Origin of the sequence: Paenibacillus sp. GP183 (genome assembly GCF_900104695.1) — a bacterium.
GTDB lineage: Bacteria > Bacillota > Bacilli > Paenibacillales > NBRC-103111 > Paenibacillus_AI.
On the sequence record NZ_FNSW01000001.1, the window covers coordinates 2,881,548 to 2,894,854 of the forward strand.

Here is a 13,307-nt window from a genome sequence, read left to right on the forward strand (position 1 = left end):
TGCGTTAATACGATGACCTACTATGGAGTAACCTTTTATAATGATAAATCTGATCATAAGTTACAACACGGCAGCAAAGTGATAACAAAGTCAGTAATAAAAATGTAAATGATTGGCGATGAGTTTAAATAGTTTTATTTTCAGTTTTTTAACATGGCATGAATTAAAGTGCTCACAGCTTTTTCTTAGTGACAGCTGCATGAATCGCTTTTTTAGCTGTAGTATTCATATGGGAAGCAGCAAAGCAGAGCCAGTAAAGCTAAACAATTGTCAAACGGAAAGATGACCTAGTACGAGTAATTTGTTAGAACCATCAAATTGAAAGTAGTAATTCTAAAATAATCAATCGTTTTGTCCTACGAAATGAATTAGTGGATGTATGATACAATAAAAATGAGTGGTTTTCGTTTATTCCATTAAATAGAGAAGGAAATACTACCATGCGCAAGATGATTGGTCCTGGAATTATTTTCTTATTTGCTATTTTCTCTTTCATTTTCGTTAAGTACGCCAATACGCCATTACCTTCACAGATAACTAATACGAATATGATAAAAACAGAAAAATCATTTCCAAATTCTAATACATTTTGGGGTTTAGATTACAGCATGAGCCCTTTGGTTCCCATTACCTTATCCAAAAAACAAATTGTTCCTACACCTACAGAGGAACCTGGGATTCCCGAAGTTCAAAGAATGGGCAAACTTCAATATTATCTCCAACAAATTCATACTGAAGCCGCTTGGGAAACTGTAAAAGACATTAGCGCCCCCCCACTTGTTATAGCCTTTGTAGATACGGGTGTTGATTTTCATCATCCTGATTTAAAAGATTATCTGCTTCAGGGAGTAAATCTGTTAGATCCTCTTTCCCCTCCTGATGATGATAATGGTCATGGTACGAATGTAGCAGGAATTTTAAAGGCTGTATCAGATAATAGTAAGATGAAAACTAGAACGCTCCTCATGCCCATTAAAGCTTTAGAGAGAAATGGTAAAGGTACTGAAGACAAGTTAAGTTCAGCAATCCGGTATGCTGTAGATCACAGTGCAAAAATCATTGTTTTGTCCGTAGGGTTAAATAGAAATTCCTCAAAGATTATAGATGCTGTGCAATACGCAGAGAATCATGATGTTTTACTCGTAGCTGCAACAGGAAACCATGGAACTAGCATTGAATACCCTGCCGCCTACTCTACCGTTTTGGCTGTTGGTGGATCTTCTACTGAAGACCTGGCAAAAGTAAAGTCAAATTGGGGCCCTGAAATTGATGTTATTGCACCTTGGTATGTGTACACCGCATTGAAAGGTGGGGGATATGGGTACAACGAAGGTACATCAATGGCAGCACCACAAGTAGCAGCTGTAGCGGCTCTGGCATGGTTGAAATATCCTTACATGAAACCTTATCAGATTCGTAATCTGATAAGGCAAACTGCTGATCATATTAGTCAGGATGGCTGGGATCCACATTCTGGATACGGTTTGTTAAGGGCAGATAAAGCTTTAATGATACCTTATGAAGAAGATATATTTCGTAATAATACATCAAAAGATAGAGCAGCCCCGTTATCGATTTCAAAAATGAGCTCTTTCGTATTTCACGGGAATAATCCAAAGTGGTTCTATATAGATTCCACCTATAATGGTACATTAAAATTAAAGTTTCAAACCGAAAGCAGTAAAAAATCGAACATCCAACTCATTTATTACCAAAATAAAGACCAAGATGGGAGTGCAACCTCACTCTTGGGTGAAAATGTTGAGTTCCCAGTCTCTAAAGGTAGAAGCTTCATCGAAGTACAGAATGTATCAGACCCATACAAAACAATACCTGTTCAATTAACAACGGAATTCAAGATTTATCGCGATCCTTTTGAAGATAACGATCGAATGTATAAAGCTTATACTCTCCCTTTTCGAAATCAAGAGATTACCGGAACTTTCGATCATGAACAGAACCAAGGCTGGTTCATGATGAATGTAGAACAGCTCGGTATTTTGAACCTAAAAGTTAGTACAGATACACCAAGAATTGACTTGGCCTTACAAATTATAAGATCGAATGACAAACCCATAATCATTGATAAAATGGGAGATGGCGAGTCCGAAACTACATCGTTACTTGTATCTCCTGGAAGTTACTATTTCAAAATCAGTAACGTCATTTCAGAACATACTTATCCTGTAGTAGGAGAATATAAATTTCAGATTGAATTTACTTCATCATAATTATTCCTCCTGCTTTGATATGTATTATTTTTGAAAATCGAAACATTAGATAAAAGTTCTAAAATGATCGTGCTTTTATAATTACGTTTTTTTGTTAATAAATGAATATGAGTTGTGCATCAATTTTGCTTACCTGTTATATGACCAGAACTATCTGTACTATATACATCGAAAAACTAAAAAAGGAATTTTCTATTTCTGTACCAACTAATTCCACCCATTTTTTTTGGAGTTACGGGTAATGTATATAAACCAGAAGCTGCTTCAAATAACAGGCAAACAAACAAGTACAGACAAAGCCCTGAGAGGTTAGTGAATGATGGAAGGCGGTATCACAACCGATAAGCTTAATGAGATACAAAGATTCTAAAACAATATTTTAACGTACAGGAGTATTCAGAACTGACATCGGTATTTAGTAAGTATTAGAGGAAAGATATTGATTACTCAAAACGAAATTATTCAAAATAAAGAGCTGGTCTATTTTATGCCAGCTTCATGTCCATCTTTCTAAGTTTTTTCACAAGCTCGATTTACTGTTGTTGAAAATCCGAGTTTGTATTGCGGTCTCCGACGACGACTGTAACATCCTGCTTTTGGCCGCTACGTAAAATTGATAATGTTAATTTGTCTCCAATTTTATTGGCTTGTACTTTTTTCGTAAGGTCAGTCGCATTGGTTACCTTATCTCCATTGACCGACACGATAACATCGTACTGCCTAATCCCTGCTTTAAATGCGGGTGTTCTAGGAGACACATTTTGTACTAAAGCTCCATCGGTGTTATCAAGCTGTAAATCACCTAGCCAATCTTTCTGAATATCCGCCACATAGACACCAATATACGGTATTGGCTCTTTCGGTATCTTCACATTGTTCTTTAAGTTATCCAAAACTTGCGATATCGTACTGGTTGGAATGGCAAAACCAATGCCCTGTGCCTGTGTACTAACAGCCGTGTTAATCCCGATGACTTCCCCATTGAGGTTCAGTAGCGGCCCTCCAGAGTTACCCGGATTAATTTTAGCATCCGTTTGCAATAAGTGTTTATAATTACGCGTACCCTTTGACTCCTGGATACTGATGGGGCGCTCCTTCGCAGAGAGAACACCTTTTGTAACTGTGTAATCAAAGTCATATGGGTTTCCGATCGCAATGACCCAGTCACCAACCTGAGTATCATCCGAACGACCAAACGGCAACGTTGGAAAATCTTTGTCTCCTTCAATTTTCAATGCGGCCAAATCCAAATCGTAGCTACTTCCAAGAAGTTTGGCTTTAAAAGGTTGATTATACCCTTGTATCGTAACGTCAATTTCATCGGCGCCATCAACAACGTGTTCATTTGTAAGAATGTATCCGGATTTCTCAAAAATAAAACCAGTCCCGATGCCGTTTGGTACTAAACTACCGACTTGCCTATCGCTTTGATTACTAATTTGGGACTTCATTTTTGTTTCAACTTTCACAACGGCTGGGACAGCCAGTTTTGCAATTTCGGAGAAGCTATTTGGACGAACAATGTCTAGCGATGCGGTTTTAGCACGACCGTTATTGGTACTCATCAAACTAGATAAGCTAGATGCATTCTCTGTTGCATGAGCATGGACCCCACCGGTAAACAAGTGTAATTTGTTGGAGACAAACATTAAGGTGCCTACGATAATCACGCCTACCATAAGTGCTCCCAGTGAGTTTAGGTACGGGCTAGGCCTACTCATTTGCCGTCTCCCGTTTTTATATTTAATTTGAACCTCAACAATCTTCTTGTTCAAATTCCGCAACCTAGATTCATTGTATCCTCTTTCTTTGTCATCCATATAACCCCTCCAATATCAATTTGCGACTTTTTGATTTTATTATAGAATGCAAAGCTTAATTGCACCTTAAAAAGAATAAAATGGAAGCGTAAATGTGAATATGAAAATGTTCGAATCCAATGTGTAAAACTCCTTCTTGATGATTTTCATTTCCATTGTGGCCCAGGCCCCAGCATCCCTTCAAAGAGCCCATAATTGTTCCAATAATTCTTTGTAGATTTCTGCAGTTCTATTTTCAATAAACTGTAATATTCTTATTTTCACATATTAAATCAATTTCCTTTGAACTGCCGTTTTTTCAATATCACCTATTTTGACACGACTAGCCAGCGCCATTGTAGACGAGTTAACCATTTATAAAGTTACTTCAGGCGTAACCGCATTCTGCTCAACAATAACTAATGTTCTTTAATGTTGCGAATTCGCTCTCAAAGAACGAAAATGAGCAGACCTATAGCAGGAGTCAGGTAACAGCAGTTCAGGCAGGTATCTTGAGATGCTTAAGGATGTCGAATAACGGTTTCTTCTCCAGGGCTTGCTGATACACATAAACGATGATCTGCCCGAAAAACTCTTGTCGAATTCGATACACCACATCTCCAAGCGTGAGATGAATGTCGTTCTTCATCCAGTCCTGTCGCTGTGATTCTAAAAAGTTCTGCGTCAGAAACTGGATCGCCCAAAATCGCTGAATGCCTTCAAATGAGAGCAACTGATATTGGTCAAAACCTAGCAGTTCTTTGAAATAGCGATAGCCGGTTTCGATATTCCAGCGCACGTGATAATAGCGTTGGATCGTAACGAGATCCAAGCTTAAATCCGTGCACAGAAGACAAACCTGAGGTTTGCTCGAATCGGCGTATTCATCTTTCCAAGACAGCAATGCTTTGACATTTTCCATTTCGCTTAACGGACCTTCATATTCATAAATCCAGTACGTTCCCTGACTTTCCACCGTAACGGAGCGTAGGTCAGACTTGCGAAGGTACTGGGCAGCGAAATCAGCCATAGAAATTGTTACACCGCTGACGCAGATAAGCCGGTTCGTCTTTACAGCGGCGATGACATGAAATCCCTTGCGATTGCAGGCATTAATAACCTTTTCACTGGTATACCAGCTGTCCATGAGAACGTAAACCTGCTCATCCTGTGTAGCTGGGAATGCTTCGATCATTTCAAGGGCAAGATCGTTCTTACTTTTGAATGACAGGCGATGTTCATCGCAATACTCTTCACGGTAATAAGGGCGGAAATCCCAGGCATAGGAATTGCCCTCGCTTACCACGTGAGAAGTGACAACGCAATGACACCAGACTGACTTTCCAGATTCGTGTGAGTATTGAAAGCTGAGAGCCTCCATTTTCTTCGTCGAGGTTTCCTTCTTACAGCAAGTGTCATCCACGATGAAGAATACAAGACGCCTTGCATCACCATTCTTCAAGCGCTTTGCCCGGATTTTCTCTATGACGAATTGCATACGCCTGCGCTGCATGCGATTGACGCACCAAGGTGCATGATTCAGAAAGTGGGTGACGCTGCTCAGGTGACAATCTTGTCTTGCAGCGTTTCGGATCTGCGTAATGTTCTTGCGTCCGGCACAAAGAATGATGCCATGAACGAGCGTAAACAAGTGATTCCGTTGGGGTTTAGAAAACTCCAATTTGAGAGCTAAAATGAACTTGACGATAGGCAAGTAGAGGGATACCATGGTAGTGGGACATCTCCTTTTTCTGGAAATTGTGGCGTCGTAACCAACAATTTCTTCTTTAAGGTCAGATGTCCTCCTTCCATTTAATCATTCGACGAAGCTTCTAAAATCCTGCCTTTAAATGGGATTTGTCGACAACAAGATTTTTGCAACACTCAAGTAATGTTTTCATTTTTTCTATCTCGTAATTAAACTTATTTTCAATCGTCATTCTGTTTCCATAGACAAATAAAATATCCCCTTCTTGTATAATTAGTTGTAGGCGTTCATGCCTAATTTTCTCAACTCCTCTTTGAATAAAGAGTAAGATAATATCTTCATTAGGTAGAAAAATTTCTTTTGCTTTCTTATTGGCAAATCTAGAGTCATTAAAAATATTCACGCCAGTAAAAAAATCCGTGTCTTTAATAAAGAGAATTTCATTGATGGGTAATTCATGAAGTTCAAATTCCCTTTCCAGATCCTCATGAAATCTTTTGGTCATTTTGAGGTTTATGGTTTTGTTTTTGAATATAAGTAACATAAGTCCGAAAAAAGTTGTAATGCCAATCATCTGAGGAATTTCAAAACTTTTCGCCAAAATATTACTGATGGTAGAAATAAATACCGCTAAAGAGAAAACCCCAAATAAAATGAGGAAAACTGCAATCTTTCGACGAATTGGATGCCTTAAAATAAGCTCTGATTCTTTTGTGGTAAATCCGGTGGAGGTAAGCATAGAAACAACTTGAAACCTCGCAACTTTGTGATCTAACCCAGTAATCTTCAATATTGTGATTGAAAGTTCCAAAACAAAAAAAATGAAAATGCAATATATTAAGATAAAAAGGAAACCCATGTTTTCCTCTCCCTTCGCTCTTATTTATGGATATTACCACTCCAAGGTTAAAGATAAACCTTTTCTGAAATTATTTATGCTCTTTCTTATCCCTCTTTGCTTCCGAACGCCCTTGTACCCCAGCTCTTCCATGGTAGCAAGTCTAGTGACGTGATCAATTTCAAGCTAATAAAACGTCAGCGTTTTTAGCGATATGTAATTATTTTTCTTCAAAGTAATCTCGACAGAATGTCTGCAATTTACACAATGTCCTAGTTATCGTTGTGCTTATCAAGTTACATGCCTACAAAAAACTATTTTTTACGAGAATGTTGCTACGGCTACTACGAATATGAAATAAACAAATAAGACCGTAATCCCCGGAGGATCTACAGTCTTATTTGTTATATCTATGTGTTTTCCATTTACAGTGGTGTTACATGCTAGCTCAATCCCTATTTTGAAGTACTGCCATAAGTGCTTCCAGTGACCGTCGTTGAGCCAGAAGGAACCCCAACAACGATATTGAGATCGGACAAACGATCCAGTAGCGTTGCTGCCTCTGCACGGGTAAGTGTACGATCTGGATTGAATCGGCCTTGCTCGTCCCCTTGGATCAGATTGTTTTGAACAGCCGTAGCTACATAAGGACGAAGTACGACAGCAATATCGCTTACATCCTTGAACTTACTTTGAAGCAGTTGATCTGCAGAATTTGCATCCATCAGTTGTATGGACGTATTCAATTTCATGATCACTTTGACGAGAGTAACCGTCACATCTTGTCTTTTTGCCCCTTCAGCAGGAAGGAAGTCATAACCGCCGTTCAGATCTTTGTAAGCGTCGAAATAATCTTTAGTTGCTTCAACTACATTGAACGACCAACGTTTTTGCGGTACGTCGACAAAATCTTGCGCGCTGGACGTGTTTTTCAAATAAAACATTCTTGCCACCATCGCGGCGAATTGTTCGCGTGTTACGTGCTGGTTCGGATTGAAGTGATGGTTTTCGTCCCCTTGGAGGATACCTTTGCCCACGAGATGATTTATGTATTTTTCAGCCCAGTGTCCCCCGATGTCGTCCAAGATAATGTTGTAGTTGTTTACCTCAGTGTTGTTATTGATTTGGATCATGTCATGGTTTCCCTTGATGTTGATGTTACCATTGTTTACTGCAGCGAATGCCGGTACAGCGGAGAGATACAGCATCGAGAACACGGATAAAATTGCCAACGTTTTTTTCATAGTTTCATCATCCTTTTTCTGGTTTTTTTGTTCTTACTCCTACTAATTCGGAAGAACTAGATTGATATTTGGGGGTAGTTCGATGGTATGAAATTTTTATTTTTTTAAGACCTATTTGACATAATTCTGACATAAATCTTTGGTATTGTATTAGGCTATTTGTTCAGACATATGTATAAAATACCAATATTTTATGAATATATCTGCAGACAGAGTAGGGTAAGACGAGGGATTACTCCCTCGGACTCCCCGTCAAACCGTGCATGCGGGTTTCCCGCACACGGCTTTCCTTCGTCAGTTCCCCATCTTCAGGAGTGAGTTCTCTTCATCCGTCACCGGATTGCACATTTCACTCCTGAATTAGGAACGTGTGGTGAGTAAGCTTGTTAGAAATACCATTCCTGCCGATTCCAATACTTTGTTAGGTATCAGCGAATTAGAAACCGTAGATTTCTTTTGACGCAAGAAGGCTCGAACCCTCATACGCGTCCATTCATCCAAACGTTGAAACTTTTTCTTTACATTCCCTATGCCGAAATAGTTACCAAAACCCCGTGCGATTTCATTTAGTTTCTTGAGCATTTCGCCAAGGTTATTCGCTTGTTGTCTGCGGGTGACTTCCCGGATTTTATCCTTGTACTTCTTCACTTTCGTGTCAGGTACCATCAGATAGTCTTTCCGGAAGTCGAATCCTAGGAAACGAAAGCCTTCATCGAAATGCACCACTTTTGTTTTCTCAGGGTGCATTCGAAGCTGTAGTTCCTTTTCCAGAATGGTCTTTGCCGCTAGGTACGCTTCTTCTGCTTGCTCCTTTGTTTTGCAAAGAATGACGGCATCGTCTGCATACCTTACCACAGCAAAACCTTTCTTCTTCATTCCCCAGTCGAAATGGTTCAAGTACAAATTCGCAAGCAATGGCGACAAATTACCGCCCTGCGGTGACCCGATTTCCGTTTCATGGAACTGGCCATCTTCCATGAATCCCGCCGTCAGCCATCCGCGAATGAGCGTCAGCACTTTTCCGTCAGTGATTCTCTCATGCACTTTCTCCATCAGTAATTCGTGTGGAATTTCATCGAAGAAAGACATGATGTCCAGGTCAACCGCATATTCGTATCCGCCGCGTTTCGCGCGTCGAATCGTATTCACTGCTTGGTGCGCCGAGTATCCTGCACGAAAGCCAAAGCTATAATAATAAAAATCCTGTTCGAAGATCGGTTCAATGATTTGGCGTACCGCTTGCTGACATACGCGATCTCGGATTGTGGGAACGGTTAAAGCAAAATGCACATTTAGTCAACTCGCATTTAGGAATGATCACGATCAGCCATCGGTTTCATCCACTGCAAGGACAAAGCTTCGCCCTTCTTAGCATCAGAGAAGTGAATGGACTACGCCGGTACTCTTTACAAACAGATGCCGGTGTCGTTTGCGTCCCTGAAACGTGGACAAACCATCACGTCCAATCCACTCTTCCTCCCCCTAATCTGTTCTTCGATCTGCTGACACTAAAGGAATTGGCTCAGCTCTTGCACACCCTAGAGGAATCTCCCAAATGAATGGCGAATCCTGTTGACAGTTCTTTGATGAAGGAGGTAAAATCTTATTATGAATAATAGTGATAAGATCAAACGAAAAGCTATTCCAACTTCTGCGTTGCTAGAACGCAAAACACTCATCCTTCTGTCACTTTCCTCCATGGATCACATCATTCGCGGCTCCTTAATTACACGTTTTATCAAATGCGGCAAGCCCAATTGTCACTGTGTGACCGGAACAGGCCACAAAAGCCTGTATCTCTCCTCTTTCTATCAGGGGCGTACACGCATGGATTATGTCCCAGCAGCTTGGGAAACTTGGATTCGTAAGGGCTTAGAAAATTTCGAGAGTACCCAGACCCTTCTCTCCGAATTAACAGAATTGAACTTGGAACTTCTTCGGCGTCGAGAGAAGAGTTAGACGGTGCCAACCTAGGAGGACTCTTTATGTCCAGTTCTGTATTAGCTGAGTTGGTCGGAAATGATCCGCGGAAAGTGGATGAACTCGTCACCCTTTTCGCTGGGTTGTTTCACGCTTGTCTAGCCGCGATTCACAAGGAGGAGGAAGACCATGTTACTGCCCATGAAAGTCCGTGCGGAGCACCTGAATCGGAAGGCCATAGTGTACATACGCCAATCGTCGCTAGCCCAAGTTCGCTTCAATCGGGAGAGCACGGAGCGTCAGTATGCCCTGCAGGAGAAAGCCCAGCACCTCGGTTGGAACCAGGAGCAAATCCAATTGATCGACGAGGATCTGGGGATCTCCGGATCGGGTCGTTCCCTGCGCCAAGGATTCCAGAGCTTGGTCGCCCAAGTGTCTCTTGGCCAAGTTGGCGCGATCTTTGGTCTGGAGATCTCCAGGTTGGCTCGCTCCTCAGCGGACCTCCTTCGCCTTCTCGAACTATGCGCTTTATTCAACACTATTGTAGTGGATGAGGATGGCATCTATGATCTCAGCGACTTTAACGACAGGCTCATTCTGGGGTTTAAAGGCACGATGAGTGAAGCCGAGCTTCACTTCCTTCGCGCCCGTATGCTCGGCGGGAAGAAAAACAAAGCACGTAAGGGAGAGTTACGGTTTCCGTTGCCTGTTGGTTTTTGCCACGATTCGGATGGGCAAACCGTCATGGATCCTGACGACGAGGTTCAGACTGCTGTTCGTAATGTTTTTCGTGCTTTTGAGACGAGCGGCAGCGCTTATGGCGTCGTTCAATATTTCACCCAAAACAGGTTGCGGTTTCCTAAGCGTGCTTATGGCGGAGCCTGGGCAGGAAAACTCATATGGGGAACATTGACCCATGGTAGGGTTCTTGGCATCTTGTACAATCCTGTTTATGCAGGCGCGTATGTATATGGTCGCTATCGCGACCAGAAACGCGTCAATGAACAAGGCCATTTTATCCATCATATCGTACGTCTTCCCCAAGAACAGTGGGAGGTGCTTATTCGAGATCATCATCCCGGCTATATCACTTGGGAAGTCTATGAGCACAACCTTCAAGTTTTGTTAAACAATCGCACGAATCTTGAGCGAAGCGGTCCAGCACGGGAAGGAGCGGCTTTGTTACAAGGTCTTGTTCTATGCGGCAAATGTGGACGGCGCATGAGCGTACGCTATACAGGCAACGGGGGCATCTCACCTGTCTATGAATGTAAGGGTAGATGGGAACATGACCGCCGAGCAACTTGTACTACAGTACCTACACCAAGTATTGATCGTGCTATTAGTGATCGGCTTTTAGCGATCATGCAGCCCACCCAGTTGGAGCTCGCGCTGCAGGTCATGGACAAGCTAGTCAACAAAGAGGATGATGCAGACAAAGGGTGGAAACTCCTTTTGGAACGCACAAAATATGAAGTCGATCGCGCGGAGCGTCAATACCAGCAAGTAGAGCCAGAAAATCGACTGGTTGCAAGAAGCTTAGAGGCGAAGTGGAATGAGAAACTAGCGGAGATGGCTCGAACTGAACAAGAATATGCGCAATATCGCTCTCGATTAAGTTGGCGGCCAACTGAACAAGACAGGGCAGAAATTCTGAACTTGGCCCATACACTGCCCCGCGTTTGGGGTTCAGCCACGACTACATGTAAGGACCGCAAACGAATTTTGCGGTTGCTCATTGAAGATGTTACCGTATTTGCTGAAGCAAGGAATCCGGATGTTAGACTAGGTCTTAGATGGCGAAACCAATGCTGTGAAGAGATGCATACCCGCAAAGCGCTGCCAAAGGGAACTGCGAGAAAACATACATCCGAACAGACAGAACAGGTTCGTAAGCTCGCCTTAACGATGACTGACCAGCAAATGGTCATCTATTTCAATGAATTGGGCGTACGCACACCAGAAGGCAGAATTTTCACAGTCCCCTCCATCAAGTGGATACGCTATTTGAACAAAATACCTGCCTTTTCACTGCCACGGCAAGGCTTCACGGTGAAGGAGGTGGCGCAGCGCTTAGAGGTATCTACCCATGTGGTCTATTATTGGCTTGAGCATGGGATGTTGAAGGGCCAAAAGCTAGGGCCGGGATTGCCTTGGGATATTCCCCTGGATGAGCAAATAGAACTCGAACTGCGACAACGCATACAAGATTCCGGGCATCTAGCCCCTTTGAAACAGCAAAAATAACGTTGTTCTGCTCAAAAGTCCAAAACCAAATTGGGAGGCGTGCAGTATGAACTTACCTTCGGTATCCCTAAAGGCCTTAACTTCCCATTTTCCTTCTCGATGAAATGTCGTTTCACAGGGTCGGGTTTATACCGCCCTTGTTGCAGTAACCTTTGGAGTTCCCTTAGGTTCATGCTCACGTTTTTCTCAAACATGGCGATACTTACGCCATCGATTCCGCCGCTTCCTTGATTCTTCTTTACAGATAGCCATGCTTCGTACAGATTATCCATTTGGTACACTTTATCGATCAGGGAGTAATATCGTCGTTTCGGTTTCATTGGTGTTTCACCACCTTTACCGCTACTCACCAAGCCGGTCTTGTTCTCGCTACAGATGATCGATTCCTTGCTTGTTCCACGGCACGACAAATGCGTTTTAGACTCTTTGTCAATCGCTCCTATTTGTTCACCGTGTACTCAGGTCGCCAGTAGCCCTCTATCCGTTGGCGTTCTTTCGCCATTGGCGGGACTCACCCACTTGGAGCTACCCTCATTGGTTTAAGGCACTTACGATCTCCCACTCACGCAAACTCACAGACTTTGACGAAGCACGTCCCCTTTGCCTCTGTCTTCCCTCTTTTGAAGTGGAAGCAGGTTATGCGACTGAGTTTTTTTTTTCCTCGTGCGCATACTCATCCGAGTTTTATTCTCCAGACTGTTACCAGCTTTCATCGGCTCGGACTTACTCGCTACTACGGGACGATCCGCCATCTCGCAGCCCATCGATTCGGCTTTCCCTTTAAGGTTATACCTCCCCTACCTTGTCCGCGTTTGCGTCAAGGAGACTACGAGACTTCCCTCAGTTATCTGCACATTCTATTCCATCCATCCTGACCCTAATCACGTCGATGAGCCTTGCAGGTCATATCCCTTTGTTTGTTTTCCTGCAAGGTATGCACATTCGCATAGGTTTCCCCAATCTCTTGGTGGGTCACCCAACATCGCCGCCACCTCTGGTTCACCGCATTCCGGGCTGGACTTTGCCTACAGGCCCTTCAGATTCCCCCTCGCGAGGGACACCCTGCCAGTCCTTCTCCTTGTAGAGTAGGACCTCATCTTCGGCTACGGCACTTTAAAGGGTAAAGTTACCGAGTGGATTTGAACCACTTAGATTGTGCGACTGTGAGGCGCACAAGAGATCCACAGCAACAAGACTGTGGATATTTTTATATATTTTATAGGCTTGGTTCATTAACGCAGTGTCAACGGCTTATTTCATTTTGATTACAAATAATGCCGCTTCACTTCTTCAAACTTGTTCAGATGTCTCACCCCGAAG

Annotated in this window: 10 protein-coding genes; 4 read left to right on the forward strand and 6 right to left on the reverse strand. The window is 42.6% G+C overall.

The genetic code is table 11. From position 1 onward, the window contains the following. The first annotated feature begins 440 nt into the window (after positions 1-440). Positions 441-2,231, forward strand: a complete 1,791-nt coding sequence (locus BLV33_RS14165) for a S8 family serine peptidase (RefSeq protein ID WP_090792639.1) — start codon at positions 441-443, stop codon at positions 2,229-2,231. A 533-nt stretch (positions 2,232-2,764) separates the two neighbouring features. Here BLV33_RS14165 and BLV33_RS14170 read toward each other — a convergent pair. From BLV33_RS14170 to ltrA, 5 genes are all read right to left on the reverse strand, one after another. Further along, on the reverse strand, positions 2,765-4,051 hold the full coding sequence (locus BLV33_RS14170) for a S1C family serine protease (RefSeq protein WP_090792641.1): 1,287 nt from the start codon (positions 4,049-4,051) through the stop codon (positions 2,765-2,767). 478 nt (positions 4,052-4,529) lie between these two features. Then, the gene (locus BLV33_RS14175) at positions 4,530-5,759 is read right to left on the reverse strand and encodes an IS701 family transposase (RefSeq protein ID WP_090792643.1); all 1,230 of its coding nucleotides are present in this window, start codon (positions 5,757-5,759) and stop codon (positions 4,530-4,532) included. A gap of 103 nt (positions 5,760-5,862) precedes the next feature. After that, entirely contained in the window at positions 5,863-6,597 is a 735-nt protein-coding gene (locus tag BLV33_RS14180) for a TrkA C-terminal domain-containing protein (protein WP_090792645.1), read from the reverse strand. A gap of 434 nt (positions 6,598-7,031) precedes the next feature. Next, positions 7,032-7,820 (reverse strand): S-layer homology domain-containing protein, encoded by a 789-nt coding sequence (locus BLV33_RS14185; RefSeq protein ID WP_090792647.1) that lies wholly within the window; start codon positions 7,818-7,820, stop codon positions 7,032-7,034. 360 nt (positions 7,821-8,180) lie between these two features. Then, positions 8,181-9,110, reverse strand: coding sequence for a group II intron reverse transcriptase/maturase (gene ltrA, locus BLV33_RS14190; protein WP_090792649.1), 930 nt, complete (start codon positions 9,108-9,110; stop codon positions 8,181-8,183). A gap of 23 nt (positions 9,111-9,133) precedes the next feature. Here ltrA and BLV33_RS30770 point away from each other — a divergent pair, with 23 nt between their 5' ends. From BLV33_RS30770 to BLV33_RS14200, 3 genes are all read left to right on the forward strand, one after another. Continuing rightward, positions 9,134-9,379 (forward strand): DUF5372 family protein, encoded by a 246-nt coding sequence (locus BLV33_RS30770; RefSeq protein ID WP_366414855.1) that lies wholly within the window; start codon positions 9,134-9,136, stop codon positions 9,377-9,379. Positions 9,380-9,428: 49 nt separating this feature from the next. After that, positions 9,429-9,779, forward strand: coding sequence for a DUF6788 family protein (locus tag BLV33_RS14195; RefSeq protein ID WP_090792651.1), 351 nt, complete (start codon positions 9,429-9,431; stop codon positions 9,777-9,779). 150 nt (positions 9,780-9,929) lie between these two features. Continuing rightward, entirely contained in the window at positions 9,930-11,987 is a 2,058-nt protein-coding gene (locus BLV33_RS14200; protein WP_090792654.1) for a recombinase family protein, read from the forward strand. An 11-nt stretch (positions 11,988-11,998) separates the two neighbouring features. On the opposite strand, the gene BLV33_RS14205 is transcribed toward BLV33_RS14200, so the two are convergent. Next, complete coding sequence (locus BLV33_RS14205) at positions 11,999-12,307, reverse strand: reverse transcriptase family protein (protein WP_090792657.1); 309 nt, start codon at positions 12,305-12,307, stop codon at positions 11,999-12,001. Between the last annotated feature and the right edge of the window lie 1,000 nt (positions 12,308-13,307).

Bases quoted from the DNA above. Each gene is read 5' to 3' on its own strand.
- BLV33_RS14200 (WP_090792654.1), top strand. From the start codon at position 9,930: ATGTTACTGCCCATGAAAGTCCGTGCGGAGCACCTGAATCGGAAGGCC.
- BLV33_RS14205 (WP_090792657.1), bottom strand. From the start codon at position 12,307: ATGAAACCGAAACGACGATATTACTCCCTGATCGATAAAGTGTACCAA.
- BLV33_RS14175 (WP_090792643.1), bottom strand. From the start codon at position 5,759: ATGGTATCCCTCTACTTGCCTATCGTCAAGTTCATTTTAGCTCTCAAA.
- BLV33_RS14180 (WP_090792645.1), bottom strand. From the start codon at position 6,597: ATGGGTTTCCTTTTTATCTTAATATATTGCATTTTCATTTTTTTTGTT.
- BLV33_RS14195 (WP_090792651.1), top strand. From the start codon at position 9,429: ATGAATAATAGTGATAAGATCAAACGAAAAGCTATTCCAACTTCTGCG.
- BLV33_RS14170 (WP_090792641.1), bottom strand. From the start codon at position 4,051: ATGGATGACAAAGAAAGAGGATACAATGAATCTAGGTTGCGGAATTTG.
- BLV33_RS14165 (WP_090792639.1), top strand. From the start codon at position 441: ATGCGCAAGATGATTGGTCCTGGAATTATTTTCTTATTTGCTATTTTC.
- BLV33_RS30770 (WP_366414855.1), top strand. From the start codon at position 9,134: ATGATCACGATCAGCCATCGGTTTCATCCACTGCAAGGACAAAGCTTC.
- BLV33_RS14185 (WP_090792647.1), bottom strand. From the start codon at position 7,820: ATGAAAAAAACGTTGGCAATTTTATCCGTGTTCTCGATGCTGTATCTC.